Source organism: Methanothrix sp., assembly GCF_030055635.1.
Taxonomy (GTDB): Archaea; Halobacteriota; Methanosarcinia; order Methanotrichales; family Methanotrichaceae; genus Methanothrix_B.
This window is the reverse complement of sequence record NZ_JASFYM010000001.1, coordinates 104462-130012: the sequence shown is the minus strand read 5'-3', so window position 1 is coordinate 130012 and position 25551 is coordinate 104462. Positions and strand designations below refer to the sequence as shown.

The following is a 25551-nucleotide window of genomic DNA, read 5'->3' as shown; positions in this document are numbered from 1 at the left end:
GTATGTCAGTGATCGATATCGATCAGATCAGGAGGTGTGTGAGGTGTGGTGCATGTCGGGCGGTCTGTCCCAGCTTCGAGGTTCTGGGATGGGAGTCATTCAGCACCCGCGGTAGGATGATCCTCATCGGGAAGATCCTGGACGACGTGGACGGCTCATGGGCGCTGGATAGCCTGGGAACGTGCACAACATGCTCTCTCTGCTCTCAGATGTGTCCTGCGGGTGTTTCTCCCTCTAAAGTCGTGGAGGATGCGAGAAGTGTGCTCGCGTCCAGGAAGATCGCTAAAGCCTGGCAGATCGAGCTCCGTGACAGGATCTCATCCACGGGAAACAGTCTTGGGGAGACCGGACGGAGGCACAGCTGGCTCAGCATTCTTGGATCAGATGCATCCCCAGATGTAAAGGCAGACCAGGTTTACTTCGCAGGATGCATGGCCTCCTACAGGTATCCGGAGACTGCAGCAAGGACTTTCGGGATTCTGAGAAGGTTCGGTGTATCGCTCCTCCCATCTGAGCGGTGCTGTGGATCGCCACTTCTGAGAACCGGACTGGATGCGTCGGGATGCATGGAGGAGAACCTGCGCCAGATGAACGAGATGGATGTGAATGTTGTAATAACAGGATGTGCTGGCTGCTACACCACTCTCAAAAACGATTACGGTCTAAAGGTCATGAGCGTGGCGGAGTTCCTGGCTGATCACGTATCCGAGCTTGAAATCGGACCTCTTGATTTCACGGTTACCTACCACGATCCGTGCCATCTCGGCCGGGTGAACGGGATCTTTGATCAGCCGAGGAGGGTCATAAGGGAGATCTGCGAGCTCGAGGAGATGAGGTGCAGCAGGGAGCTCGCCAGATGCTGCGGGGGAGGAGGGGGCGTCAGGGCTGGCTACAGGGATGTATCACTTGAGATAGCTCGGAGACGGCTCGCTGATGCGCCTCCAGAGGCGAAATATATCGTAACAGCGTGCCCGATGTGCGTCAGGAACCTTAACGAGGCCGGAGGCCACGGCAGGGTTATAGATCTTGTGGATCTCGTGGCGATGGCGTGCAGGAGATGAGCTGGAGGCTACGGGCTGTGTAGGCGGCTCTTCGAAGACTGTGAACGGTAGCTGCTCCCAGCCGTCAGGTCGAGTGCCGGTTCTGGCGATCTCCCATCACCAGATGCAAAAACGCTGCTGTGCGATCATCAAATCTGGGGTCTCGATTGCGGGAAGCATTCATCGCCAGAAACGTATGGCCGGACCTATACTGGCAGGTTGTCACGTAACAGCGTGCACAAATTTCCACATCAGACCGAATTCTTTTAATATGGATTACGTTAATCAACGATGGGGGATCGGTTATGGATTTGAAATATGTCGCGGTACTGATGCTGATTTCTGTATCTGCTGTATCACTGGCATCTGCAGCTGACGTTCCCACGATAACAGTTGTTGGGGAGGGCAGTGTGACGGTGCCTGCGGATGTCGTGTACATCTCTGTATCGGCATCAAGCGATAATGAGAACGTGACAGAGGCGTATGCGGAGAGCTCTGAGAAGCTGAACGGCAGCCTCGATGCCATAAGGGATGCGTGCACCAGGAACTGTGAGATACTCCAGGGATACTCCACAGGGATTCAGAGCACAAAGGTATGCAGCAGAGGCGCATCGAATGAGAGCATATGCGTGAACCAGACCATTGTGACCGTATCTGCTTCGATACGTCTTGCGAACCCGACGCAGAGCACCATAGAGAGCATCAAGCAAACTGCAGAGAGCACAGGTGTGTATGCAGCGGTGACAGGCTATGCGCTGAGCGATGCCACAAATGCAAAGAACGAGGCGCGGAAGAAGGCGGTTGAGAACGCCAGGGCGACAGCAGAGGCGATGGTCAGCGCAGCAGGCGGGAGGCTTGGAAAGATCGTGGACATCACAGAGAGCCCGCTTTACCTGTGGGACATACCGTTCGGCATCTTCGGCCCATCAGTCGAGCCGAGCACGACAGAGCCTGGCATGGTCGAGGTGAAGACGACAGTGCTGGTCACCTACGAGATCGTGAGCTGATCTGGGATACCCAGGCTATTGGATCTGGATGCTGTGAGATCGACACGCAAAAGCCAGAGGGCAGCGAGAGTGGGGATCTGAATCTTCATGGCGCTGGGAGATGCTCTCCCCGCCATATTCCCTTGATATTTCCTTGGTAGGTGGCAGCATCGTGGAGTTCTGAGCGCGTTTCTGTGCGTTCATCTTATACCATTCTGTTCCTGGGGTGCGACCACACCGGCCACACCTCCATCTCCTCCAGCGCCTCTGAAATCATGATGTCTGTCATGGCTACAACAGGAAAAACAATCCCTGCATTCTCGATCGGGCCGTAGAGGACGAGGCTGGAGCAGAAAGATGCTGCAAGGGCTGCTGTGGATGCATCGCATGCGTTCCTCACGCATCTCTCCTTTGATCTCAGCCACTCCCACGAGCTCGCAGCATTGTGCATACCTGAGCAGACGGGAAGGCCGAGCTTCGCCTTTGCGACGATAGCGAACCTGAGCGCGGCACCGGCCCCGTTCCCGAGAGGCGCCACGCCCGGGTCGAGCAGCATGTTGTTTATACCTGCCCCTCTGGCAATTGCCAGGAGACCGCCCTCACGGCTCAGCAGCTCCATCCTTGACTCAACGCTCGATGCATTGGGGCTGAAGGCGAGCAGTATCGCCGAGTCGATATCCGATTCCCTCAGCAGGCGCATCTCCCTCTCAGTGGATGCCAGACCTATGCTGTTGTATACTGTCCGGTCCGCGTATCCGACCTCGGTCACATGCATCGCCATTTCCGCCCTTGTCTCCGGATCGAATGAGTCTATTATCAGGGGTCCGTTCCAGATGGGATCGATGAAATCGAGGTACCTCTCAAAAGCGCGCCGGGTGCTCGCGAATATGTGCAGCATCCCCGGATTTCCGGTCTCCTCTGAGATCTCAGCCTGCCTGTTTATGAGCTCCTCAGCCCGCTTAACATCGAATATGCCCATCTCCTCATTGGAGATTATGTTATGGCCATGGTAGAAAACAGTCCCGGCCAGGGCTGTTGGCAGCTCCCCCGGCTGGCCTCCGATGCGAAGGCCTGCGATGTTGATCACCGACTGATCCCTGGCAAATCTGAACAAACACATCACCAGCTCAGGTCAGCAGAAACACTGCCCATGCATCCACATCCAGACACACATCAGGTCCGAGGCTGACGTCGATACCGCCCGGCTGTGGGCTTGACCTATGCGTTTTTTTGACGACCTCAAACGGCGGCTCCTGAAACGGCTCTGCGATCTCGCTGTAGTGTTCAACAGCCCTCTCGATCTCAGCGATATCCTCAACCCCTCTCATATCCACCACATCGATCTGCCTGCGGAATCGCTCCACGGCTTCGCGCTGGAGGTTCTGTATGAAAGGTATCGCTCCTGCAGCGCCTATGATTCTGCCGCTGCTGTCAGTGCCGTTTCTGTGAAGGGATATTATCGCGTCGCCGGGCAGATGACCCCGCGACTCAGCGCCGCAGACGATCAGGTACCTTATGTTCGGGTTGGAGATCAGGTTCGCCACGATCTTCTCCACCCCGAGATTCTCGGTCTTGCATGTCCCGACTATAGCTGCCCCTCTGATATCCAGGCTGCTTGCAAGTGTGACCACCGCGACGCCCCGTCTCCTGTCGCCAACCCTGTAATCACCGCGAAGCGGCGGCCAGTCATCATGCCACTCGTCCATCCATTAACACCCTCAGCATCATGCGTAATGCGGCAGGAGAGCTCACTGCCTGCCCGGGTGCGTTCTCCGGACGTTCACCTTTACCGGCCTCCATCAAAGCACTGAAAGGCAGCTCGCTCCGACCTGCGGATAAAGCCCTGCTCTCCGGCAGGGAGGTTTTGAATATGATACGATATAACATCTCCGTCATGCCTTAATGACACCACAGTCTATATATCTCATGAGATCCATCCTGAATGGCGGTGTCCTATCATACCGGCCGTGGAGGCCCTGTCCGGCGCGACCAGCGAGGACCGGGCTCCTGGCCAAGTGATAGTGCCTATTCGCCGGATCAGCGGATTGATCAGGCATCAGATGCTTGGCTATGATACCATCAAACACTGTGAAGTTAGTTCCAAGGTGGTGACCAACCATGGCAGAAGATGATGTGGTGTTCGTCGGCAATAAACCAGTGATGAACTATGTGCTGGCTGTAGTGACCCAGTTCAACAGCGGTGCGAAGGAAGTCAGGATAATGGCAAGAGGGCGTGCGATCTCCAGAGCCGTCGATGTCGCTGAGGTCTCACGCAGCAGGTTCCTGGGCGATGTTGTGGTAAAGGACATAAAGATATCGACCGAGACGTTGAACACGGACAGAGGGGAGACCAACGTCTCTGCGATAGAGATCGTACTTGGAAAGTGAAACCTTTACCGGCTCGACGCCCCTTTCGCGCATTGGTGTCATCTCCTCAGGGCGCGGGGAGAATCTCAGGTACATAATAAAGGCCACCAGGTCAGGTTACCTGAGGGCAGAGGTGGTGCTTGTCCTGGCCAACCAGCCGGACGCTGGAGCTCTCAGAATAGCCAGGGAGTTTGGCGTTCCGGCTGAGTTCATCGACCCAACAGGCCTGTCCAGAGAGGATTACGACAGGCTTCTCATCAAAAGGCTCGATGATGCACGGGTCGATCTGGTGGTCCTGACAGGCTACATGCGCATCCTCTCTCCTGAGTTTGTGCGGCACTACAGGAACAGGATTCTGAACATACATCCTGCTCTCCTGCCCTCTTTCAGGGGAGTGGACGCCTTCCAGCAGGCTCTGGACTACGGGGTGAGATGGACCGGAACGACGATACACATCGTCGACGAGGAGGTCGATCACGGTCCCATCGTGTACCAGGTGCCAGTGCCGGTGAAGCCGGATGACACGCATGAGAGCCTCAAGGCCAGGATCCAGAGGGCAGAGTACAGGGCGTATCCGAAGGCCATCAAGATGTTTCTCGAGGGGAGGCCGAGGATAGAGGGACGGAGGGTGGTGTTTGAGAGGCAGGTATCTGATTGCAATAGCGCTGGACCTTAAGTAGGTGCAAAGGATGTAGCGACCGGGAGGCATAGGATCCAGGAGAGAGGGAGGCGGCAGATGGACGTTCTGTGGGCGCCTTGGCGCATCGATTACATACTGAGCGAGAAGGGGAAGGGCTGCATATTCTGCGAGAAGCCCAGGGAGAACAGGGACCCCGAGAACCTGATACTCTATCGCGGAAGAAACCACTTCGTGATAATGAACGCCTTTCCGTACAACAACGGCCACATGATGGTTGTTCCCTACCGGCACACATCGACTCTATCGGGATGGAGCGGGGATGAGCTTCAGGAGTTCATGGAGCTTGCTGATCTTTGTGTATCCGTGCTCCAGAGAACAATGCGGCCCGACGGCTTCAATCTGGGAATCAACATGGGAGAGGTTGCAGGCGCTGGCATCGCGGAGCACATCCATCTTCACATCGTTCCGAGATGGAAGGGTGATACGAACTTCATGCCTGTTCTGGCCGACACACGGGTGATACCGGAGCACATCAGGGCAACATACGAGAAGCTTCTGCAAAACCTGAAACTCATGATGTCTGAGAAACAGTAGCATCTCTGTGCGACTGGGCCTCTGTCGCATAGAGTAGGATCAACTTGGAGGGATTTCCTTCAGAGCCTGATGCAGGTCTCACTAAGACTGCTACATTGGGAACTCCAAGTACATCACATTTCAGCCTGCGCTCAAGCCGGCGGTTATGCAGCAACGCTCTTGTCCATATGATGATTTAGAATAGGCACTGCCCTGCTATGTGTTATTGATGAATGAATGTGTAGTTCCAGCAACCTGCTTTCTTGCCCTCTACGAACACACAGGAGCGTGAAGCAATTCATTCATGCGCACAGGTTCATAAATTGTGAGCAGCGCCTGTCGGGCGCGTATCTCACACACCTAATCTTGCGATTATGCTCTGGGTGATTATCTGCCCCTGGGACTCCTGTGCTGAGGAGCTTCCTGATGATTCTACGGTCTGGAAGCTGGAGGGAAGAGAGAGCGGCATGTAAGCCGAGCTTCTATCAAGGCCGAACTTGTACACAGTCTCCCTCTCGAGCATTATGCTGTTCCAGACCGTCGGGCTGACGTTCTTCGCAGTGAATGTGCCCATTGCGAACGTCGACTCTCCGAGCTTAACAGGGCTCTCGAACTTGAGCGGGAATGTGTTGAACCATATGCTCATGCTCTTGCTTGCCTCTGTGCTGCCTGTACCCTTCTCGATATAGGTGTTCCAGTAGTTCTGAACATCCTGCTGGAAGCTGCCTGTGTCCGGACCGTTGAGGTAAATCAGCTGGTTTCTGCTGTACTGAGGCTCGGACATGGCATCCGCAGCCGCCCCCCCAACCAGGCACAGCAGTAATAATAATGCCATACATCTCATATTTTGATGTACCCCCATAATATCTGGCTTTGTATCGCCATCGGTCCCAACCTATTTATGTCTATCCGTGGAGCCGATTGGATATGCAGGGCTGCTTTGAGATCTTACACAAAGACCTGGCCGGCAGGATAGGGAGGCTGCACACGCCCCACGGCACTGTGGAGACGCCGGCGCTCATGCCTGTGGTGAACCCACACGTGCTTCTGCTTGACCCCCAGCAGCTGGCTGACCTCGGCGCTGAGATGATCATAACAAACAGCTACATCATCCATCAGGATCAGGTGCTAAGGGAGACGGCGCTCGAGAGCGGGGTTCACGGGCTTCTGAACTTCGACGGGCCGGTTATGACAGACTCAGGCGCATTCCAGCTCTCCGTTTACGGTAGTGTGGACATAGAGCCTCTTGAGATACTCGAGTTCCAGCGGGAGATCCGCTCAGACATCTCCGTGCCGCTGGACATACCAACATCTCCTGATGCTCCGAGAGAGCAGGCCGAGAGGGAGCTCGCGGAGACAGAGAGGCGGCTCAGGGAGGCTGTGGAGCACAGGAGGGATGATCTCCTTCTCGCAGGGCCGGTGCAGGGCGGCGTTTACCCTGATCTAAGAGAGTCTGCGGCGCGCAGGCTGAGGGATATGGGATTCGATGTGTATCCGATCGGCGCGGTCGTTCCGCTAATGGAGAGCTACAGGTTCAGGGAGCTCGTCGATGTCGTGGTCGCATCGAAGACCGGACTGGGTCCTGGGGTGCCTGTCCATCTCTTCGGCGCCGGCCATCCGATGGTCTTCGCACTTGCAGCAGCCCTGGGGTGCGATCTCTTCGATTCCGCGGCGTATGCGCTTTACGCGCGTGATGGGAGATACCTCACACCAACCGGCACATACAGGCTTTCTGAGCTGAGATATCTGCCCTGCTCGTGCGAGGTGTGCAGAAAGCACACACCTGAATCTCTCAGCGAAAACCCTAAGAGGGTGGAGCTTCTCGCCCGCCACAACCTAGCGGTATCATTCCAGGAGATCAGGGCTGTGAGGCAGAGCATCCACGAGGGATCTCTCTGGGAGCATCTTGAGAGGAGATGCAGATCCCACCCGAGGATGTACCAGGCGTTCAAGCATCTCTCAAGATACGCGGAGTATTTAGAAAGACTAGATCGTGTCTCGAAATCGACTCCGTTTTACCTGAGCAGCGAGTCTGCGAGGAGGCCTGAGGTCCTGAGGTACAGAAAGCGAATCTGCAGGCTGGATCTTAGGGGAAGGGTCCTGGTGACGGACAGGAGTCCTGGAGAGGAGGAATGCAACGGATACGATCACATCCTGGGTTTCCTCCCTCCATTCGGGCCGTACCCGCTTGGCCTGGAGGAGATGTACCCCCTGAATGCTGAGCTGCCTGATGAGATGGATGAGGATGCTGTAAAGGAGGCGCTTGATGCGCTCAGATCACTCATCAGAGAGAACCCGGGCGCGGAGTTCCATGTTGAGATAAGCTATCTGGAGGGCTGCAGGGATGCGGTTCTTTGAGGTCCTCAGAAGGGACGGGCCTGCGCGCCTTGGCAGGCTGATGCTATACCGGAACATCACGACGCCATGCATCATATCGCCAGAGGACTATGTGAGCGCAGGAAGCGTCTTCAGGTACAGAAGCCCGGAGGAGGCGAGGGACGCCACGATCTTTCTGGCAAGATCCCTATCGGACGGCAGGAAGCTCATAGTTCTTCCGTATCCATCTGATGTGGCGCAGGATATCGATATGGATATCGATGCGCCAAGGGCTGTGGTTACAGACGTTTCATCCGTTAAAAAAGACGCTCAAAAAGATGCGGACGTGTATGTCCTCACGGCAGCGGGGACCATCGCAGCTGCGAGGGATCTCGTCGATACGCTGATAGAGATCCGGGAGTCGATACCCCCTGACTCTGCACTCTACACCCCTGCGCTCGCTACCCCATCGAACCTCTCGCTGCTCATCTACCTTGGCGTGGATATCGTCGACTCTGTGAGGGTGGAGATGGACGGTCACTACAACAGGTATCATACGAGGGATGGTATCTTTCAAAGAGAGGATATCTCTGAGCTACCGTGCAGGTGTGAGCACTGCTCCTCTGGAGACGTAGCGGCGCACAACATCCTGAAGCTCGAGGAGGAGCTGGCGTGGGTCAGGAATTGTATAAGATCCGGCACCCTCAGGGAGTATGTGGAGCGGCAGGTCAGATGCGTGCCGTGGATGACCGCGGCGCTCCGGCTCGCGGACATGCATGAGAGTTACCTGGAGCGCAGGACTCCGACGCACAGAGGAGGTGTGATGTATGCGAACACCTCGGAGTCGCTGCGCCGGGTCGAGGTCCGGAGGTTCGTCAGCAGGGTGCTCACCAGGTACAGGCCGCCTGAGAGCGATGTTCTTCTCCTCCTCCCATGCTCCGCCAGGAAGCCCTACTCCGAGTCGAGGAGCCACAGGCTGTTTCGATCTGTCATGGGCGGGATGCGCAGATTCGTCCACGAGCTCATTCTTACCTCGCCGCTCGCGATAGTCCCAAGGGAGCTTGAGGATGTGTACCCTGCAGCGCACTACGACACACCCGTTACAGGTGTATGGGATTTGGAAGAGAGGGCCTGGCTCATGAGCTCTCTGAGATCATACCTGGAGAGGCACAGGTACTCCCGCATCGTTGCGCATGTGGAGGGCGAGCTGTGCGAGACGCTGCGTGATGGCGGGATTGAGGCTGTGTACACGGGCGGCGGAACAGGGCCGGAGGATCTCGAGAGGCTCAGGGAGGCGCTGGAGACTGCCTGCACCGGTACCAGGCCCATCGGAAACTTCAGGCTCCAGGAGTTCAGGGCGAAGGTCGACTTCTATTTCGGATCTGGAGCTGGAGATGCCCTCATTCAGGGCACGAGGGTGAAGGGGAGCAGGCTCTTTGATTCAGAGGGAAGAGCACTCGCCTCCATCAGCAGCGGCAGGATCGCGCTCACGCTGGAGGGCGCGAGGAGGCTGCTGCCGCTCAAAGCTTACACAGTGCGCATAGGTGATTTCACGCCCAGAGGAACCGTGCTGGCGCCCGGAGTGGTCGACGCTGACGAGCAGATCCGGCCCGGGGATGAGGTTATCGTTGTCGGAGATGGTTTCCTCGGGACAGGAAGGGCCAGGATGAGCGGGTGGGAGATGGTCGCCTCCAGACGCGGCGTGGCCGTGGAGCTGCGGGATGGGACTGAGGTTTGAAGGGGCGCAATCAATCGAAGTTCCGGATATGACGGCGTACAGAGAATCAAAAAAAAAGAAATGGGACCCTTCGGTCCTCAGGGTGCACCGTAGAGCTTCTGGATTCCTGCGATATCCCCACTGCCCAGCGTCCATCGTGAGGTCCCGTCGTTGTATCCGTACATGATCTGGTCTGTGTTACTGCTGTCGTACAGATCCTTGAGACCCAGCGTGTGTCCGAGCTCGTGCAGGGCGATTGTGCGGATGTCGAAGCTGCTCGCCTTATTACCTTCATCCTGATCAATGCGCCAGCTAAGTCTGTCGTTGTACCAGCAGTCGGATTCAACCGCCTGAGAATACAGCTTGCCGTCAGCACCTGTTACAATCTTTGATCTTGTGTACCATGTGATGGTCATGGCTATTGTACTATCAGAGAGGCGTGTATCCGTGGTCCACATGTGCACATTTTTGTAGTCACGTGTGCCGTATTTTCCAAAGTCACGGTTGAATCCATCGCTTGCTTCTGCAACATTCCCGAAAAGGGCCTCAGCAGCTACAGTGTCCCAACTAATTTCTGCAGATGTGATTTGCGATTTCACATCTCCCGCGGAAATCGAGGATGGTAAATCTATTGAGGAAACAGTTATAACGATTTGCGGATTCCTGCTCCACCTGTAGCCTGTCAGCTTGTATGAGGGCTCTGAAGGCGCGGGCTTTGCGGTAGCCCCACCCTTCGCGTTCTGTGCGACGACCCCGAACTCCCCTATATTCTTATCATCTGAGACATACAGTGCGTGGACGCTCACAGCAGCATCCTGGCCGGCTATCCCCTGCGTAAGCTCCCCGTTTAAGCACTGGGTTCCGAGGGCGAAGGCCTCGCCGGTTGTCATGGCCTGATCTGCGGCAACGGATGTGAGCGAGACGCTCATATCCCCGCCCTCCCCAAGGAATCCTCCGGCCACGGTCATCTCGTTCTCAGCGCCGCTGGAGACCGCTGAGAAGATCCCTGCGGATCCGCTGAGCGAGGCCTGCATTCCCGACGAGACAGCTGCCCCAGAGGCATCATCGCTGGCCGCGTAGCTTAACGAGCCGTCAGCTGCCACCGTTCTGCTCACAGAGCCTGATCCGCTGGAGACGCCCTCAGCGATCATGCCGGGTCCGGCAGACGCAGACTGCCTGGAAAGCGCGCCGCCTCCCAGAGTTACGTCCGAGACAAGAGATGCATCGTTTGCGAGGCTGTACGTCCCATGTGCTGTCGCCCCTCCAGCGCTGCCAGCAGTGCTCGAAGTGACCGATATAGAGCAGGCAGGAGCGGCAATCAGCATGAGAAGGGCAACAAGTGCAAGCAAAAATTTCATGAGATCAACTCCCTGCATTGACTCCCACTCATCTATTTTAAAATGATTACTGTTTGATATATAACTTGCGCCCTCCGGCAGCACAGTGACAGCGATTTATCCCAGAGTGGCTCCTGTCATGACAATAAGCGGATGCACGCATGAGATCACATCACAGGCCTCGGGTATATCGTCTCATCCCTCGAGTAGTGTATCTCGAAGAACCTGCTTTTTGCTGCGGAGCCGGTTGTGCTCGGCGCAGCCTTTGATTCGGCTGCAACCTCATTTTTGCCTGTCATAGATGTGACGTTGAGGAAGCTGGGATCAGGGTTTGTGAGCGTGGCTATGAAGCTGCCCCTCCATGCCCTGCCATCGGATGATGCTGCGACGAAGCTTCCCCTGAGGATGCCGGAATCCTGGCTGCTGCCCTTTAGGGATATTATGAGAAGACGTTTCCTGTACATCGTTGCTGTGATCTGAAAGCCATCAGGAGCCCAGGTGCCTGCGATCCTTCCATTCATCTGCTCCGGCTCCTCGATGTATGCATCTCCCGCTATGACGCTGCCGTTCTGGACGATCGAGAAGATCGAGCTCCCGAGCATATCAGATGTGGTCGACCAGGCGACATCATACCTGAAGTCCCAGAGCCCCGTGATATCTGCTGCATGTGCTGGGAGAAGTGAGACCAGTATCGAGATCAGCATCATCGTGATCAGAGCAGCATATCTCCTTGCAGTCATCACCTGATGATGGGATGCCATTATTTATAATCTGCACCATCGATGATCGCATGGTGGAGATCAGGGATCCCGTTCACGGGTATGTGAAGATAGATGGGCTGTGCCTCTCGCTGCTGGACGCCCCGCAGCTTCAGAGGCTCCGCTGGATCAGGCAGCTCGGGCTTGCGTGTCTTGTGTATCCAGGAGCATCTCACTCCAGGTTCGAGCACAGCTTGGGCTCATATCATCTTGCGGTGATCCTCAGCGACCGGCTGGGGCTCAGCGATGACGACGCGATGAAGATAAAGGCTGCGGCTCTTCTCCATGACATCGGCCACGGCCCCCTCTCGCATGTGACAGAGCCGATGCTCTCCAGGTACCTCCGCCGCGGGCATGAGAGCATCATGGATCTGCTCAGATCTGAGGATATCCGTGCTCGCCTCGAGCATTACGGAATAACGCCTGAGGAGATACAGAGGCTCATAAAGGGCGGAACAGAGCTGGGGAAGATAGTCTCGGGGGAGATAGATGTGGACAGGATGGATTATCTGATAAGAGATGCGCACTACACAGGCGTTGCTTATGGAGTGTTCGACCACCTCAGGCTCATCGAGAGGATGCATCTATCCGCAGGCAAGCTCATGATCGACTCAGGAGGTGTTCATGCTGCCGAGTCTCTTCTTCTCTCGAGACTTCTCATGCAGCCCACTGTCTATCAGCACCACGTCTGCAGGATCTCCGAGTGCATGGTTGCATGTGCGCTGAGATACATGATCGAGGATCTCGGCTTTGATCCATCATCAATTCTGAGAATGGACGACATCGAGCTCTTTGCGGCCATGAGATCCGCAGGAGGATACGCCTCTGAGATCGCGGAGCGGATCAAGACCAGGAGGCTCTTCAAGAGGGCGCTTTACGTCGGCGCCGAATCCCTGGAGTTCGTGCCAAAGGCTGGAAGCGAGAGGAGGCTTGCAGAGGAGATCGCATCAGAGGCAGGCGTCGATCAGAGGTACGTGCTCCTGGACAGCCCGCCAGCGCCTGAGGTTCCAGAGGGGAGTTTCCCTGTGATGGTCGATGATGAGGTTCTCCAGCTCCGGGAGATCTCGCCTGTGATAAGGATGCTGGAGGATGCACACAGGGCGACATGGAGGCTTGGTGTTTACACAATCAAGGAACACAGGGAGAGGGTCGCAAGAGCAGCCGAGCGCTGTCTGGGGGTGAGAAGGCCCCCTGTCCAGCATACCCTGGATTCTCTTTGAAGGCATATCGACCTGATGAGCGCATTGAGCAAATACTGGCCCTCAGGTCGCATAGGAGGTCACGCGAATCCAAAACGCATTGCTTAACAGCACCCGTTGATGGAAGTGCACATCACCACGTACAGGATCCTGGCTGCTGTGACAATCATCAGTAACATGTGCGTGCAGGTTTGAACTCCTGCCACGCACATGCCGCCACTCCCCTACAGTGTTATTCTCGGAACCCCCAGCCCTGTGAGAATATCATCGCCCTGGAGGATTTTCAGGTAATGTGTCGAGCCGTCCATGTATGGATATACCATCTTGTAATATCCGGAGTTGGAGTACGGCTCTGCATGGCTTCTGTACCATACTGACTCAGGAGTCACCTTCACGGTGGTGACATCGTTCTGCTTCGCGCAGTTCATCATGATGGTCTTGATATCGTTCGCACCGTCTCCGTAGATGAGGTACCTGGACCAGAGGCTCGCAGCAGTCCCGGCGATGTGTGGCGTTGCCATGCTCGTGCCGCTCATCGTTGCGTAGTACCCGCTGGATGTCGGGTACGTCGAGTAAACGCTCACGCCGGGAGCTCCGAATGCGACCTCGTTCCCCTCAGGGACGTAATCGCCGTCGTTTGCTCCCGGTGAAGACCACCATATCGCATTTCCTGAGCTGTCTATGGCGCCGACGCCGATGACCCCTGGGTAGCGGGCTGGCGTTGCCATCGTCGGATTGCCCGGCAGACCGTTTCCGGCTGCAGCGACGACAAGAACGCCGTTTGCCATCGCGTAATCGAGGGCTCTGTTGAGCGTGATGGACTCGACAGAGCCGCCGAGGGACATCGATATTATCTCAGCTCCGAGATCCGTGGCCCTGTAGATCCCGCTGGCGACATCGCTGTAATAGAAGTTGGTGCTGTAAACCCTGAGATCTGCCTCAGGTGCCATCCCGTAGATTCCCTTCCCATCGAATCCGCCATCGGCAACTATCGTGCCCGCCACATGCGTCCCGTGGCCCTGGGTGTCGGACTGTGAGTACTCTCCCGGACCGTATGCATCAGCGAAGTCCTCGATCCTCATGAGCAGGTCAGGATGTAGAGTGTCAGCGCCTGTGTCTATTATCGCGACATCGATCCCCTCGCCGCCGTAGGTCCTGGAGAGCGAGGAGCTGCTGTACATGTACTCCACTCCCCATGGCACCCGGTCGTATGGCGTCCTGCTCCTCGGCTGCACCTCCCAGAGCCTGTCCCACTTGTATGACGAGGTCACTATATCATTAGCTCTAACCGCAGCTGTGTAGCTTCCCGAGCTGTAGTAGTTCTTTGCTGCCACCCACTTGCCATTCTCCCACTGCTGTATCTTCATGTCAGAATTCTTCGCTGATATGGCCGAGGATGCTGTGGATACGTACTCATCCATGCTGTGGTGGTCGTTCTTCGGGTAAGCATGCGAGTAGAGGTGGCTCTGGTACAGGTACACATCGCCGCCGGATCGTGTGGCCGCATATGAGTACAGCCCGCTCTTCACGGTCGATCCTGTGCCTGACTGCGTGTATGATAATGCGGCATCGCTTCCTGTCTTGATCTCCACATCCGAGACCGCGCTCTTCACGGTCTCAGCGCTGACCGTGAGCTCTCCTGAGCCTGCCTTCGTCCACTCACCGTGGGATCTCGCGAAGTTGTTGAGATATGATGCAGAGGAGTCAGCCTTTATCGATGTCGCATATCCTGAGGTGTCAACGAAAGCGCTGGTTCTGTGGTGGAGCTCGTTGCTGTATCTGGTGTTCGATGCATCCGCGAGCGTTGTGAGCATCATGGCCTTTGCACCGCTTATGCTCGCGGATGCAGAGGAGCTATCTCCGTTAGAGCTCGCTCTAGAGGATGATGCCGCTGTCGCTTTGCCTGTTACTGTGAGGGACTGCGAGCTGATGACCTTGATTGGATCCGAGATGGCGATCTGGGTGCCTGAGATGGTGCCTGATGAGGCGAGAGAGCTGGCTGCTCTGAGCTCCTCGCCGTTGCTTCTCGACCACGCGCTCTGGGATGTTGTGAGCGCGCCGTTCGTGCTGCTCAGCGTCTGGTACATCGCAGCGCTGCTCTCGCTGTATGTGGCTGAGCCTGCTATGCTGTATGGATATCCCGTGCCGCTCACGCTGTTCGATACAGATTTCGTTCCATCTGTGCTCTTATAGGTCGATGAGATCGGAGAGATCCTGCCCCTTCCGGACCTGCTCCAGGTTGTGGTCACGCTGCTTCCGGTGGCCACGCCCAGAGACTGTGAGCTCATCGGCTTGGACACACCGCTCTGCGCCTCCTTTGTGACCATGCTACCCTTCGGGTTGGATATGACCGAGCTCAGGCTCACCCCGTCCCCGGTCGCGACCACAGATGCACCTGAAAGGGCGTATCCTCCGGTGGAGGCCAGGAGCGTCGTTGATGCCATTTCATCTGCGTCACTTCCCTCATCCTCCATCAGGATCTCGTGCCTGCTGCTGCTCTTCACATCAGAGGCGGATGCTGTCAGGCTTCCAGGGCCGCTCAGGGCGAGATCTCCGTACACAGTGGAGCTATCTGATCCGAGGAAGCCAGACAGCGCTCCCCGGGAGACCGTGGAAGCCACCTCCCCGGCCCCTTCCTTACTCGAGAATCCTGCAGAGATATATCCGTTCATGCCTGCGATCCGGGTGCTCTCCATTGCTGAAACGCCCTTTCCCACTCCAATGCTCTGAGCGGATGAGAGCAGGCCAGACTCAATACCTGTGCTGTGCACGGCCTCCAGATCACCTGCGACGCCTGTCAGGGATGCAGTTACGGAGCCCGAGGCAGATAGAGCCTGGGAAATTCCAGCCACGCTGCCATCTCCAGCAACAGCGCTGGACAGCGAGAGGGATGATGTGCTTTCCACGCTGGTGCCAGCAGCATATCCCTTTGACGATATGGAGGTGGAGATGCGGTTGGCTCCTGTTCCAGAGGCGCTCTTCGTCTGCTCCACCGATCCCTGGCCCAGGCCAGTCGACTCCGATAGCCCCGTGGAGGTGTCCAGCTCGTAGCTCTCAGAGAGCGTCACAGATCCGCCATAGCCGCTGGAGCCGTAGCTCACGGATATCGCACATGCTGTGGGCATCGAGAGGAGCACAGCAATGAGAAGAACGCATCTTTTTGGATCCATTCACATCACCTCCACCGCATACCTACGATACGTAATTACGATAAGTAATTTAGATACTTATCATACATAAGTATTTCTAGTAAGAGTATAATTTAATTTAATATGTATAGATATTTGCGCATTTATTTGCAGGTCGTGCGCTGAACTGTTCAGGCAAATTTGTTCCACATGCTGATGTTAAACAGGACGCAAAAACGATAGAAACGCCATGAAAACCCCATGATAATCTGTACAGATCCATGCCGAACACTCATCGATCGGTCAGGGTGATACGAAAAAGAACTTGCTCATCCGAGAAGAACTCTCCCCTGGCCACAACTGCTGCCTGCGGACATGAGCCAAATCTTTAATAGATATGAGCTGCGGCTATTATGTCTGTCTCAAAAATGCGCTGGCCGTCTGCAGGATTCAAAACGACTTCGTGATCCTGGGTCTTATTGGTATCTGGGCGGCTGGCTGTTTTGGGACAGGTTCGCTGATGAAAATCTTGTACGAGTAAGGTGCAGAACGCATGAGACGATTCATTACACCTGAAACAGAATCTGCCATGAATTTTTCATTGCTTTTTAATATGGGCAGGACTGTTCTATGTTTTATCACCATCGGAAGCATGCTTCTCCTGTGTTTCGCTGCGGAGGATGAGGATGTTATGAGACTGGATGTGGAACCACAATACGTGCTGATCGGCGATCCAATCAGCATAAGGGCAAGCGGGCTTGATGCAGGGCAGATTGCCACGCTGCGGGTCTCAGGCCAGGACATCTTAGGAAACACATGGTCCTCGGAGGCATCATTTATAGCTGACGAAAGTGGAACAATAGACACATCTCGAGATGCTCCAGCGGAGGGCTCGTACCAGGGGATCGATCAGGCAGGGCTTTTCTGGTCCATGAGCGTCAATCAGACTGGAGAGTTTGTTTCCGCATTCCCGGTGATCCACAGCCTCACCGTGAGTCTGTACGTGAATGGCCGGGAGGTGGAGAGAATGGAGATCCAGCGGACTGCCCAGATCGATCTCGCCAGGGAGAATCTGACGGAGCCCATCGTCGGGGTTTTCCTGATACCTGAGGAGATAAAGGAGCCCACGCCGGCGATCATAGTGCTGGGCGGCTCTGAGGGCGGGTACAAGGAGGGCTGGGCGAGCGTGATAGCCTCAAAGACGCGCATGCCCACTCTGGCGCTCGCCTACTTCGGCGCACCCGGGTTGCCGCAGACCCTTGAGAACATACCGGTAGAGACTGTGGGAAGGGCGATCGAATGGCTGAACCAGCAGCCCCTGGTTGCCAGAGACCACATCGGAATCGTCGGGGCATCGCGTGGTGGAGAGCTGGCCCTGCTCGCAGCCTCGATATATCCTCAGATCAAGGCAGTGGTGGGGTACACACCGAGCGGAGTCATATGGTCGGGCATCGGAGAGAACCCGGATGCCCCCGCGTGGACGTATCAGGGCAGGGCATTTCCGTATCTGAAGGCGATGATGGGTGAGGAGCAGGAGAGGCAGTTTCTGGAGGCCCAGAAGAGCGGCACACCCTATCTGGATGCGCCATCCTTCCTCTACAGCCTGGAGATGCAGAGATCCCGCGTCGATGAGGCCACCATACCCTTGGAGAGATCGGAGGCGGCATTTCTGCTCATAGGCAACCCTGGAGACGGGGTGTGGCCATCGGATATCCTCTCACAGATAGCGATCGATCGGCTGCGATCCCACAACCACTCCCGCACGTACCAGCTTCTCTCCTACGATCAGGGAGGGCACATGCTGATCACGTATCCGTATTACCCAACAACGATGCGCCAGTTCTATCTTCCCACAGTCAACGTCTGGGAGGGTCTGGGCGGAACAGCTGAGGGCGCTGCGAGGGCTGCTGGGGATTCGTGGCCCAGGGTGATCGAGTTCCTGAGGCGGGAGCTGGCCAGGTAGCCGTCTCCTGGCAGCCCCTCTTTTCTGAAGGGCTGGATGGCCGCGACAGGGTCGAAACATGCAGGGGGTGGTGCGCGCAATACAGAGCACCGTCTGCTCAACATGAAGGATCGATCTGACAGCCGGATTCTCCAAGCTGCTCAGCTGATCCACCTCCTGCCGGTGGAAGTGTTCTCCACCAGCTCCTGGAGGAGTTCGAGATGAGCTGTCACGATTTGAATGGCTTTAGCATCGCTTAATAGAAACTCTGGCGATACATCCACGACCAGGAAGGTCCGGCAGGCGCTCCAGGTCGCTGGAGCTGTATTGGCCCTGTCGCTTGCACCACTGCAGTTCTGCGCATCCCTGAGGCGCACCTATAATAAGCATGGCCTGAGGAGATGTGATCATGAGAGCTATTATCATACTGGTATCGATTCTGTCGTGCTGCAGCGCAGCAGATGTGGTTCTGAACGAGGTGGAGCTCGGCCCGCCGGAGGGCTCGGGCGAGTGGGTTGAGCTCTACAACACCGGGAACGAGAGCGTCATGATCGGCGGATGGTGCGTGAGGATAATGGATGAAAGCTGGATCGGCGAGATCTGCATACCGGAGGGCGTCTTGATCGAGCCGCACGGCTTCTACGTCGCCCCCGGCAGGAAGGAGTGGATGCACAACAACAGCGGCGCGGTCCAGCTCATCGATGATGCCGGGAATATCGTGGATGAATCTCCTCTCAGAACAGACACGCTCGCGAACGATATGACGTGGGGGAGGTACCCGGACGGGCGCGACACAGATACAGCAGGCGACTGGGGGTACATGATGGGCACGATGGGCGCGCCGAACACGATATCGGTCAAGGTATAACCGGTAAATCAGGAAGACGATGCCCTCGCCAGGAGCGATCGGTAAGGTTGAACACCAGCTGAATCCGGCCGGGAGATAGGACCCTCGCGATGAGGCGGAGGTGCTATCGTCTTCGCTCCTATGTGATCGACAACTTGAATTTTGTGCAGACGGGTTGCTGGGTCGTGTACTTGATTCATTGAATTGGTATCCGAAACATCATAAGTTCTTTTAGTGTCCACACATGGTCAGTTAGACCTTCTGCCATTGTGGGAGTTCTGGTTCGTGTACTTGTTCATTGAGATCAATGGCATTTGACCCCACGGAACTCATGCCGTTGGGTATTGAGCCTGTCTCTTCAGTGATTCAAACGAGTCCTCTGCATGCAGGATTTGAAGTTCATACAAATGAATACGGCTGCCATGGCCCCGTGAAGCAGACCGAGATCCCGGGCTCTGCAGCTATTTCGTCCAGCACCTGGCCGAGAGCCTTCTCATCGCTGGCAAGCACAGATAGGTTCATCATCATCACCATGTTGCCGTCGGATTTCCTGACCTTCTCCACCTTTATGTCCTCAGCGTTACCCCGAATTCTTTCATAAAACTCTTTGAAATACGTGCCCATGAGCTCATCCAGCTCCCTCCTCACAGCCGCCTCGAGCCTCTGCCTGTACATGTACGCAACACCTGGAGGCTTTGATGACATCTCCTCTTTGATTCTCCGCACATCCTCACTCTCATTTTCGATCCTCTCGCTGAAAACTGCAGGATCGTAGAATATCTGAACTCCGTACTCCTTCCTGCCCCTTATCCTCTCCATCTTTCTCCTTATCTCATCGAGCTCATCAGAGATCCATCTCTTCAGAACTTCCTCTGCAGTGCAGGATTCCTTAGGCGCTATTATCGTATCGAAGCCGAACGGCATCACAGTCCCAAACCTCTCGGCTGCCAGATCAACCACCTGCTGGTGTGCCTTGACCCATCTCTTCACGGTCTCCTCATCATCACTCCTGTACGGCTCCAGCGGGCAGCTGTGAACTACCGCTGATACCCCCTCGTGCGCGATGGTGTACACCTCACATCCATCGATACCCATGCATCCCAATGCTGTGGACACGCTCGCATCAGCAAGGCAGTAGAGGTAGAGCCCATTCTCATTCGAGTGCACAGCCACCACAGCTGCATCTTTTCCCGATGTCTCTTTTTTAATCTCATCGGGTTCCTGGAAAGTGATCTGAGGGACGCCTTCACGGATATCACCACTCTCAGCTTCACCATATGATGCACAGCCGCTCAGCTCTTTGAGTACCGCATCTCTTATCGAAGCTCTGAGTGCTGGTATGAGCTCCGCTCGCACCACCTCTGATATCACGGGAGCCAGCTCGTCGCCGATCGCTTTGATCTCAGCCCTGACCATCTCCGCGATCGCATTCCTCAGATCACTTTCCTTCATGCGCCTCCTCCCACCTCTCAGGGTTCAGCATCCGATCGAGTACGTCATCGACGATCTCATCCAGACCGTCGCGTACCGCCTTTACTGATTCTGTCACCCCATGCTCTCTTTTGATTTCGTCTATGGCGATATCGAGCTCCATCAGCGCCTCGCCGAGCCTGTTTACCTCCTCCTCGGTCAGAACACCCGACTCCATGCGCCTCAATGCCTGTATACGGAGGGCATCCCGTATCACCTCGACAAGCGCTACGACCAATCCAAGAATGCCATGCTTCAGGTTGCTCTCATCGATATTGATGGTCATTTATCATGCTCCCGCTGCTCATCTCAGCATTTTGCATTCCATCTGGCTCTTCGCGCTGGAGGTCGCGCTCATGTTTGAGGGGATTTCTGGAGGTGTGAGATGCTCTGAATAGAGTTCATCCGGCCCAGCATCCTGGAGCAACCGGAGAGAGCGCATCTCACGCTCTGCAGCATCTCTCAGGGCATGGATCTCTGCTGAATGGATCTTTGCCACGGTGCCGTCTTTCAGGCAGATGCGCAGGACATCCGTCTCCATCTTCGCGACAACCTCTCCCTTTTCCAGGGCAAAACGCTCTATATCCTCGTAATATGCTGCAAACAGGAGATCAGGGGGCTCCTTTCTGCAAACGATTATACGTCTGTTCGTCACGCACACGTCTCCAGGCCTCCAGGCCTGGTAGATTCCATGAGAATACCAGTACGAGCCAAAGGTCCTGAGACGTATATCCTCTCCCCTGAGCAGAAAATTCGTGCTAAGCGCCTTTAGCCTCTGCTGCTCCGCCGCCCATGCTCTCTGAGCTGCATCCCAGTCCCTCCATATGCCATACCTGATCATGGTGTCCATTCCCGCAAGCGCAGCCCTGAGGTTGAGGCCAAGCAGAGGCACCCCTGCAACTGAGATTATGACATCTGCGTTCAGCACGACCCCCTTGGTTAGTATCCTGTCCAGGAGATCGACCAAGCCCGCGTTTGTGCATCTATCAGGTTCCATAATCGTCCTTCAAAACAAAAGGCATCTTCAGCATCCGATCCCTCGCGAGTGCACTCGTCCATCCACACCACGGGCAGCACTCGTGCATCAGCTCCTCGCGCTGCACCTTCTTCCCGCACTGCGGGCATTCCTCCTTATCGAGCATCGCCTCCTGCCATGCAGCAGTCTCGCAGCGGATCCCAGATGGGAACTCCAGGCCGTATTTAGCAGCGGTCTCGAATGATGCGAGCGCAGCCCTCACCTTAATTCCCAGCAGCTCAACCCCGGCCACAGAGACTGTGATGTCCGCGTTGATGACCAGACCCTTGTCGAGTATCCGGTCGATCGCGCCGGCCAGCCCACGGTCCGAATTTTTCTCAGGAAGTACCATCAATTCTCCTCCAGTCAGAAGGCTCTGATTGGCACACAGAGCCGTTGATATCCACACTTCGTCCCGCAGATCACCTCTCCATCTTCTCCGCTATCCTGAGCCGCTGCATCAGCTGCTCAGACCTCTCCACGTACTCCTCACGGCTCATCTCTCCGAACTCATACAGCAGCCTGATCTCCTTTATCTGATTCCTGATCCGCTCAGGATTGTACAGCTCGCGCTGAGCGTATCCTCTGATCTGCTCCAGCGTCCAGATCAGATCCAGGCCCGGGACGGAAATACCGATGCTCCTCAGAAGAAGATCGTCTATGATGAACAACCAGCAGGACCTCCTGAGAGTATCTTCAAATCGAATAGAAAAATACCTTATCATCTGTCTGAAATATTTTCGTAATATTTCTCATGGAATTTGTCGGGATAATTCTCAGAGTCTGAGAGAAAGTGAAGATGCCGATCATAGATGCAGCATCCGAATGCCTCAATCCGGTCGGTACCTTACCGGATCTGCTCCCCGGATCTCACGTGCTGGGGCTGGAACCCTATCCACACGAAGTAATGGATGGGCCGTATATCGGCCCTAGGACCTCAAGGCCGCCTGGCTTCACGACAAGATGGTGCTTCTCCATCTGATGTCTCGCACCGCGCATCTTTCTGATCTGCAGGTACCTCTTAACGCCATCGTAGCTCTCAATCACACCCAGCTCTATGATGCCATCTGAGAGAAACCTCTCGCCACCCTTTTCGGCGTCACCCCCTGTCTCGAGTATGAGAATGGATGTGAGGCCCCTGTCCCTGAGCGCGGTCAGAAAATCGTAAATGTTTCTGCGGAGGTTTGCTTTGGGGGAGAGGGCGTAGAGGGCGTTCAGGGAATCCATGGCGAAGAGCGTGAGGTCACGGTACCTGTCGATGTATGTATCCAGGACGTCCTTCGTCATGCTGAACATGTCCAGGCTGTGATCCTTCCATTCCACCCGCATATCTCTGTAGTCGAAGATGTGGAGGTTCTCATGCCATCTTATCCCGATGCTCTCCATGTTTTTGAGATGGCTGTCCCTCGTCTGTTCCAGGCTCGCGTAAAGTCCGTGCTCCGCGCTGCCCTCGAGGTACCGGGACATCATTGCAAGCACCAGGCTGGACTTCAGTGTGCCCTCACCTCCGGTGACCAGCAGAACTGAGCCAGCAGGCGGATCTGCCTCGAGGACACGGTCCAGTCCTTCAACGCTCATCCTAAGCATGATCCCTTCAGATATGACAGCAGGTACTCCAGAGCATACACCATGTTCCCGATCTTACTTCTCATCACCTCTTGCCCCTTGGGTGTCAGGGTGTAGAACTTTGTCCTCATATTCCCTCTGCTGTACTCTGCTCTCAGAATACCCTCCGCCTCCATCGAGTATAGGAGGGGGTAAACAGCGCCCTGGCTCAGGAGGACGTTGTACCTCCTGTATATCTCCTTGATGAGGTCGTAGCCGCACATCGGCCGCTCTCCTAGTATGGAGAGTATGAGTATATCCTTGTTCGGCTTCACGAACCTGCTCAGGATCTCCTCCCGGTCATCCTGCCCGCGGTTTGTTTCTTCTATCAGAGCCCCTCCCACAGATGCTAGAGACATAGTGATCTAAATACTTATCTTTGTTACGTATTTAAGATATGCTCGATCTCTCAAGATTCGAAACAATTTTGATTTAGTTAATCAGATCTCCATATCAGAAAGACAGCCTTGATTGCATCTGGTTCTTATTTGCAGCATTAACTCTGGTCACAACTGAACAGATCTTTGCGCGATCTGATGCAGCAGTCGGTGCGGTGCACCTGAGGTGGTGTCTCGACTAACTGACTAAGTCAGGAATCGGCATTTGATGGCCGGTACCGCATGATCCCAAATTCATATGCTGCCGATCTCAGTGATGCGCTAAAGTGCAGAACCTTCAGTTCCATCCTGCGGGTATCTCCTGCATATCCCTCTCTATCAGCGCCATCTCCTTCGCGGAGAGTGCGGATGGGTTCACAGGAACAATCAGTATCCCTCTGCTTATGAAAACCATCTCCATTATGTCGCGCAGAAACCTGATGACCTGGACAAAGCCGTTCATGACCACAAGAAGCTCCAGACCATCCAGGAGAATCACAGGGTTGTGGCTCTTCTCTAGGAACCTGGCAGTTATATCCGCCATTATCTCCAGGTTATTTACGGCCATCTGACTCTCGCCATGCCTGCTGATCCAGAAGATCGGCGTGGTCTGAAGCACATACCTGTTTCTGATCTGCTCAGGATGCTGGGTGGTGAAGCAGAGCCCTTGCGCTCTCTTCTGGCTGCAGCTCTTGCACGGGCATTTGAGGGTACATTCTTCACAACCTATGCTCTCGCAGTTAAACGCATCAGGATGCTCGCAGCTCGCACACTGCCCTTTTACAAGCGACGAGAAGATCTGGAAGCTGAGCTCAGGCGTTTTCTCCCTGATCAGATAAGCTGAGCCACGAGATAGCTCCCTGGATATGCGCATGCTCACAGGCTCGGTGAGTGGCACCACCCTGGGCTTTCTTCTGAAGATATTAAGAATGCTCAGCATTCTGACCACAAGGGAGAGTGCGGCAGAATGTGCTCCCCTAGCCGACCCTGCTCTCGAACCACATCCGTCCACCATGTGCCTCCACAATATCCTCTGCTATGGAGAGGCCGAGACCCATGCTCATATCTGCACTCGCCTCGTTGCTCATCACAAAGAACTTCCTAACCCTCTCACTGCTCATCGCCTCTTCTCGGGAGAGAATCAATGAGATCCAGTAGATCCTGCATCCTGAATGGCTTCAGAAGAAAACCCCTCGCGCCTGCATCCATACACTCCTTCTCCAGCCCAGGCTTGCCTATCGCGGTTATCACGATGATATTGGCAGATGGGTCTATTTTCACGATCTCCTGTGTGACTGATATTCCATTCATGCCTGGCATGAGAATATCCATCAATACCACATCTGGCATGAGATCGCGGTAGACTGAGAGTGCCTCCTCGCCGCTCTGCACATCGTGAACCTCAAAACCCCGTGTTTCGAGGGCATCCCTAAGCGCCCTCACTATGAAAGGAGCATCATCGACCACCAGTATCCTCATTCTGCACCATCCCGGCTTTCATCGTGAATCAGATGCGGATTTGATATACAGTATGAGCGTCCGGATCTTCTATAGTTTACCAATTTTCATCAGATGATATTCTTGTTGACAAATGCCAGGAAAAACATGCAGAAACAAAATTTAAAACTATTTTAGACAGATGATAACTTATTTTAACCATCAGTGTATACCTCTGTTTGGATGATCTCAATTTACAATGATACCGTCTTCGCCCTCGGGTGTCGGACACGGCCAGAGCCTCCTGCGGGGATGAGTCGGGCCCAGCTCGATCATCCCCCTTATACTGACTGGCTCATGCAACAAACGGAAAGAGGGCTCTCACACATCATGCTCCAAGAGATCTCTGGAGAAAAGAATTGTCGGAGGTGAAAGAGAATGGTGACATCAACACCTGATTCGTCCAGCCTTGCCGAGGTTCTCGACAGGATCCTGGACAAGGGAATAGTGGTCGATGTCTGGGCCAGGGTCTCCCTGGTTGGCATCGAGATACTGACAGTCGAGGCGAGAGTGGTGGTTGCATCCGTCGATACGTTCCTCCACTACTCCGAGGAGATGGCGAAGATCGAGCAGGCTGCCATAGCCGCAGCACCTTCTGCGTGAGGTGAAGGAGAATGGTGACATCAACACCTGATTCGTCCAGCCTTGCCGAGGTTCTCGACAGGATCCTGGACAAGGGAATAGTGGTCGATGTCTGGGCCAGGGTCTCCCTGGTTGGCATCGAGATACTGACAGTC

General features: G+C 55.3%; 28 protein-coding genes. 12 read left to right on the top strand and 16 right to left on the bottom strand.

Translation table 11 applies throughout. From position 1 onward, the window contains the following. Positions 1 to 2 precede the first annotated feature (2 nt). A complete protein-coding gene (locus QFX31_RS00675; protein WP_348530229.1) occupies positions 3 to 1061 on the top strand; it encodes a (Fe-S)-binding protein in 1059 nt (352 codons plus the stop codon). 284 nt (positions 1062 to 1345) lie between these two features. Continuing rightward, positions 1346 to 2047 carry an SIMPL domain-containing protein gene (locus QFX31_RS00670; protein ID WP_348530228.1) on the top strand — a complete coding sequence of 234 codons (702 nt, stop codon included), beginning with the start codon at positions 1346 to 1348 and terminating at the stop codon, positions 2045 to 2047. Between the two features lie 184 nt (positions 2048 to 2231). On the opposite strand, the gene mtrH is transcribed toward QFX31_RS00670, so the two are convergent. Together mtrH and QFX31_RS00660 are read right to left on the bottom strand one after the other, a co-directional pair. Then, complete coding sequence (gene mtrH / locus QFX31_RS00665; protein ID WP_348530227.1) at positions 2232 to 3146, bottom strand: tetrahydromethanopterin S-methyltransferase subunit H; 915 nt, start codon at positions 3144 to 3146, stop codon at positions 2232 to 2234. Positions 3147 to 3153: 7 nt separating this feature from the next. Further along, the gene (locus QFX31_RS00660; protein WP_348530226.1) at positions 3154 to 3732 is read right to left on the bottom strand and encodes a tetrahydromethanopterin S-methyltransferase subunit A; all 579 of its coding nucleotides are present in this window, start codon (positions 3730 to 3732) and stop codon (positions 3154 to 3156) included. A 412-nt stretch (positions 3733 to 4144) separates the two neighbouring features. Between QFX31_RS00660 and albA the strand changes: the two genes are divergently transcribed. Genes albA through QFX31_RS00645 form a run of 3 tightly spaced genes read left to right on the top strand, consistent with a single transcriptional unit; the run spans position 4145 to position 5627 of the window. After that, the gene (gene albA, locus QFX31_RS00655; protein WP_011696800.1) at positions 4145 to 4414 is read left to right on the top strand and encodes a DNA-binding protein Alba; all 270 of its coding nucleotides are present in this window, start codon (positions 4145 to 4147) and stop codon (positions 4412 to 4414) included. Further along, entirely contained in the window at positions 4404 to 5069 is a 666-nt protein-coding gene (gene purN, locus QFX31_RS00650) for a phosphoribosylglycinamide formyltransferase (protein ID WP_348530225.1), read from the top strand. The genes albA and purN overlap by 11 nt, the downstream gene beginning before the upstream one ends. Before the next feature lie 60 nt (positions 5070 to 5129). Beyond that, a complete protein-coding gene (locus tag QFX31_RS00645) occupies positions 5130 to 5627 on the top strand; it encodes an HIT domain-containing protein (protein ID WP_348530224.1) in 498 nt (165 codons plus the stop codon). Positions 5628 to 5958: 331 nt separating this feature from the next. On the opposite strand, the gene QFX31_RS00640 is transcribed toward QFX31_RS00645, so the two are convergent. Continuing rightward, entirely contained in the window at positions 5959 to 6390 is a 432-nt protein-coding gene (locus QFX31_RS00640; RefSeq protein WP_348530223.1) for a hypothetical protein, read from the bottom strand. Between the two features lie 143 nt (positions 6391 to 6533). On the opposite strand from QFX31_RS00640, the gene tgtA reads away from it, so the two are divergent. Continuing rightward, a complete protein-coding gene (tgtA, locus tag QFX31_RS00635; RefSeq protein ID WP_348530222.1) occupies positions 6534 to 7964 on the top strand; it encodes a tRNA guanosine(15) transglycosylase TgtA in 1431 nt (476 codons plus the stop codon). Beyond that, entirely contained in the window at positions 7951 to 9660 is a 1710-nt protein-coding gene (gene arcS / locus QFX31_RS00630) for an archaeosine synthase subunit alpha (protein ID WP_348530221.1), read from the top strand. Before tgtA ends, arcS begins: the two co-directional genes overlap by 14 nt. Before the next feature lie 77 nt (positions 9661 to 9737). Here arcS and QFX31_RS00625 read toward each other — a convergent pair whose 3' ends face one another. Together QFX31_RS00625 and QFX31_RS00620 are read right to left on the bottom strand one after the other, a co-directional pair. After that, on the bottom strand, positions 9738 to 10997 hold the full coding sequence (locus tag QFX31_RS00625; protein WP_348530220.1) for a matrixin family metalloprotease: 1260 nt from the start codon (positions 10995 to 10997) through the stop codon (positions 9738 to 9740). Positions 10998 to 11143: 146 nt separating this feature from the next. Beyond that, a complete protein-coding gene (locus QFX31_RS00620) occupies positions 11144 to 11716 on the bottom strand; it encodes a hypothetical protein (RefSeq protein WP_348530219.1) in 573 nt (190 codons plus the stop codon). Between the two features lie 50 nt (positions 11717 to 11766). Between QFX31_RS00620 and QFX31_RS00615 the strand changes: the two genes are divergently transcribed. Next, positions 11767 to 12954 carry an HD domain-containing protein gene (locus QFX31_RS00615; protein ID WP_348530218.1) on the top strand — a complete coding sequence of 396 codons (1188 nt, stop codon included), beginning with the start codon at positions 11767 to 11769 and terminating at the stop codon, positions 12952 to 12954. Between the two features lie 203 nt (positions 12955 to 13157). Here QFX31_RS00615 and QFX31_RS00610 read toward each other — a convergent pair whose 3' ends face one another. Further along, a complete protein-coding gene (locus tag QFX31_RS00610) occupies positions 13158 to 16103 on the bottom strand; it encodes a S8 family serine peptidase (RefSeq protein WP_348530217.1) in 2946 nt (981 codons plus the stop codon). Positions 16104 to 16713: 610 nt separating this feature from the next. On the opposite strand from QFX31_RS00610, the gene QFX31_RS00605 reads away from it, so the two are divergent. Both QFX31_RS00605 and QFX31_RS00600 read left to right on the top strand, forming a co-directional pair. Next, positions 16714 to 18024: an acyl-CoA thioester hydrolase/BAAT C-terminal domain-containing protein gene (locus QFX31_RS00605; RefSeq protein ID WP_348530216.1), complete on the top strand. Its 1311-nt coding sequence runs from the start codon at positions 16714 to 16716 to the stop codon at positions 18022 to 18024. A gap of 388 nt (positions 18025 to 18412) precedes the next feature. Beyond that, complete coding sequence (locus tag QFX31_RS00600) at positions 18413 to 18871, top strand: lamin tail domain-containing protein (protein ID WP_348530215.1); 459 nt, start codon at positions 18413 to 18415, stop codon at positions 18869 to 18871. Positions 18872 to 19249: 378 nt separating this feature from the next. On the opposite strand, the gene QFX31_RS00595 is transcribed toward QFX31_RS00600, so the two are convergent. From QFX31_RS00595 to QFX31_RS00550, 10 genes are all read right to left on the bottom strand, one after another. Continuing rightward, positions 19250 to 20302: a GvpL/GvpF family gas vesicle protein gene (locus tag QFX31_RS00595; RefSeq protein ID WP_348530214.1), complete on the bottom strand. Its 1053-nt coding sequence runs from the start codon at positions 20300 to 20302 to the stop codon at positions 19250 to 19252. Next, the gene (locus QFX31_RS00590) at positions 20289 to 20606 is read right to left on the bottom strand and encodes a gas vesicle protein K (protein ID WP_348530213.1); all 318 of its coding nucleotides are present in this window, start codon (positions 20604 to 20606) and stop codon (positions 20289 to 20291) included. Before QFX31_RS00590 ends, QFX31_RS00595 begins: the two co-directional genes overlap by 14 nt. Before the next feature lie 18 nt (positions 20607 to 20624). Continuing rightward, entirely contained in the window at positions 20625 to 21317 is a 693-nt protein-coding gene (locus QFX31_RS00585; RefSeq protein ID WP_348530212.1) for a gas vesicle protein, read from the bottom strand. Continuing rightward, positions 21307 to 21687 carry a gas vesicle protein GvpJ gene (gene gvpJ, locus QFX31_RS00580; protein ID WP_348530211.1) on the bottom strand — a complete coding sequence of 127 codons (381 nt, stop codon included), beginning with the start codon at positions 21685 to 21687 and terminating at the stop codon, positions 21307 to 21309. Before gvpJ (QFX31_RS00580) ends, QFX31_RS00585 begins: the two co-directional genes overlap by 11 nt. 70 nt (positions 21688 to 21757) lie before the next feature. Beyond that, the gene (locus tag QFX31_RS00575; protein WP_348530210.1) at positions 21758 to 22006 is read right to left on the bottom strand and encodes a gas vesicle protein GvpG; all 249 of its coding nucleotides are present in this window, start codon (positions 22004 to 22006) and stop codon (positions 21758 to 21760) included. 220 nt (positions 22007 to 22226) lie between these two features. Continuing rightward, positions 22227 to 22913 carry an ATPase domain-containing protein gene (locus QFX31_RS00570; RefSeq protein ID WP_348530209.1) on the bottom strand — a complete coding sequence of 229 codons (687 nt, stop codon included), beginning with the start codon at positions 22911 to 22913 and terminating at the stop codon, positions 22227 to 22229. Next, on the bottom strand, positions 22910 to 23299 hold the full coding sequence (locus tag QFX31_RS00565; RefSeq protein ID WP_348530208.1) for a PadR family transcriptional regulator: 390 nt from the start codon (positions 23297 to 23299) through the stop codon (positions 22910 to 22912). The genes QFX31_RS00570 and QFX31_RS00565 overlap by 4 nt, the downstream gene beginning before the upstream one ends. A 316-nt stretch (positions 23300 to 23615) precedes the next feature. Then, a complete protein-coding gene (locus QFX31_RS00560) occupies positions 23616 to 24257 on the bottom strand; it encodes a DUF835 domain-containing protein (RefSeq protein ID WP_348530207.1) in 642 nt (213 codons plus the stop codon). A gap of 37 nt (positions 24258 to 24294) precedes the next feature. Continuing rightward, the gene (locus tag QFX31_RS00555) at positions 24295 to 24438 is read right to left on the bottom strand and encodes a hypothetical protein (protein WP_348530206.1); all 144 of its coding nucleotides are present in this window, start codon (positions 24436 to 24438) and stop codon (positions 24295 to 24297) included. After that, positions 24428 to 24796 (bottom strand): response regulator, encoded by a 369-nt coding sequence (locus QFX31_RS00550; RefSeq protein WP_348530205.1) that lies wholly within the window; start codon positions 24794 to 24796, stop codon positions 24428 to 24430. The genes QFX31_RS00555 and QFX31_RS00550 overlap by 11 nt, the downstream gene beginning before the upstream one ends. A gap of 396 nt (positions 24797 to 25192) precedes the next feature. On the opposite strand from QFX31_RS00550, the gene gvpA reads away from it, so the two are divergent. Then, the gene (gene gvpA / locus QFX31_RS00545; RefSeq protein ID WP_011695264.1) at positions 25193 to 25417 is read left to right on the top strand and encodes a gas vesicle structural protein GvpA; all 225 of its coding nucleotides are present in this window, start codon (positions 25193 to 25195) and stop codon (positions 25415 to 25417) included. A gap of 11 nt (positions 25418 to 25428) precedes the next feature. Then, positions 25429 to 25551, top strand: a 123-nt coding sequence (gene gvpJ / locus QFX31_RS00540) for a gas vesicle protein GvpJ (protein WP_348530281.1), incomplete at its 3' end; no start/stop codon positions are given.

Bases quoted from the DNA above. Each gene is read 5' to 3' on its own strand.
- QFX31_RS00675 (WP_348530229.1), top strand. From the start codon at position 3: ATGTCAGTGATCGATATCGATCAGATCAGGAGGTGTGTGAGGTGTGGT.
- QFX31_RS00670 (WP_348530228.1), top strand. From the start codon at position 1,346: ATGGATTTGAAATATGTCGCGGTACTGATGCTGATTTCTGTATCTGCT.
- mtrH (WP_348530227.1), bottom strand. From the start codon at position 3,146: ATGTGTTTGTTCAGATTTGCCAGGGATCAGTCGGTGATCAACATCGCA.
- QFX31_RS00660 (WP_348530226.1), bottom strand. From the start codon at position 3,732: ATGGACGAGTGGCATGATGACTGGCCGCCGCTTCGCGGTGATTACAGG.
- albA (WP_011696800.1), top strand. From the start codon at position 4,145: ATGGCAGAAGATGATGTGGTGTTCGTCGGCAATAAACCAGTGATGAAC.
- QFX31_RS00645 (WP_348530224.1), top strand. From the start codon at position 5,130: ATGGACGTTCTGTGGGCGCCTTGGCGCATCGATTACATACTGAGCGAG.
- QFX31_RS00640 (WP_348530223.1), bottom strand. From the start codon at position 6,390: ATGTCCGAGCCTCAGTACAGCAGAAACCAGCTGATTTACCTCAACGGT.
- tgtA (WP_348530222.1), top strand. From the start codon at position 6,534: ATGCAGGGCTGCTTTGAGATCTTACACAAAGACCTGGCCGGCAGGATA.
- arcS (WP_348530221.1), top strand. From the start codon at position 7,951: ATGCGGTTCTTTGAGGTCCTCAGAAGGGACGGGCCTGCGCGCCTTGGC.
- QFX31_RS00625 (WP_348530220.1), bottom strand. From the start codon at position 10,997: ATGAAATTTTTGCTTGCACTTGTTGCCCTTCTCATGCTGATTGCCGCT.
- QFX31_RS00620 (WP_348530219.1), bottom strand. From the start codon at position 11,716: ATGACTGCAAGGAGATATGCTGCTCTGATCACGATGATGCTGATCTCG.
- QFX31_RS00615 (WP_348530218.1), top strand. From the start codon at position 11,767: ATGGTGGAGATCAGGGATCCCGTTCACGGGTATGTGAAGATAGATGGG.
- QFX31_RS00610 (WP_348530217.1), bottom strand. From the start codon at position 16,103: ATGGATCCAAAAAGATGCGTTCTTCTCATTGCTGTGCTCCTCTCGATG.
- QFX31_RS00605 (WP_348530216.1), top strand. From the start codon at position 16,714: ATGCTTCTCCTGTGTTTCGCTGCGGAGGATGAGGATGTTATGAGACTG.
- QFX31_RS00600 (WP_348530215.1), top strand. From the start codon at position 18,413: ATGAGAGCTATTATCATACTGGTATCGATTCTGTCGTGCTGCAGCGCA.
- QFX31_RS00595 (WP_348530214.1), bottom strand. From the start codon at position 20,302: ATGAAGGAAAGTGATCTGAGGAATGCGATCGCGGAGATGGTCAGGGCT.
- QFX31_RS00590 (WP_348530213.1), bottom strand. From the start codon at position 20,606: ATGACCATCAATATCGATGAGAGCAACCTGAAGCATGGCATTCTTGGA.
- QFX31_RS00585 (WP_348530212.1), bottom strand. From the start codon at position 21,317: ATGGAACCTGATAGATGCACAAACGCGGGCTTGGTCGATCTCCTGGAC.
- gvpJ (WP_348530211.1), bottom strand. From the start codon at position 21,687: ATGGTACTTCCTGAGAAAAATTCGGACCGTGGGCTGGCCGGCGCGATC.
- QFX31_RS00570 (WP_348530209.1), bottom strand. From the start codon at position 22,913: ATGAGCGTTGAAGGACTGGACCGTGTCCTCGAGGCAGATCCGCCTGCT.
- QFX31_RS00565 (WP_348530208.1), bottom strand. From the start codon at position 23,299: ATGTCTCTAGCATCTGTGGGAGGGGCTCTGATAGAAGAAACAAACCGC.
- QFX31_RS00560 (WP_348530207.1), bottom strand. From the start codon at position 24,257: ATGCTGAGCATTCTTAATATCTTCAGAAGAAAGCCCAGGGTGGTGCCA.
- QFX31_RS00555 (WP_348530206.1), bottom strand. From the start codon at position 24,438: ATGAGCAGTGAGAGGGTTAGGAAGTTCTTTGTGATGAGCAACGAGGCG.
- QFX31_RS00550 (WP_348530205.1), bottom strand. From the start codon at position 24,796: ATGAGGATACTGGTGGTCGATGATGCTCCTTTCATAGTGAGGGCGCTT.
- gvpA (WP_011695264.1), top strand. From the start codon at position 25,193: ATGGTGACATCAACACCTGATTCGTCCAGCCTTGCCGAGGTTCTCGAC.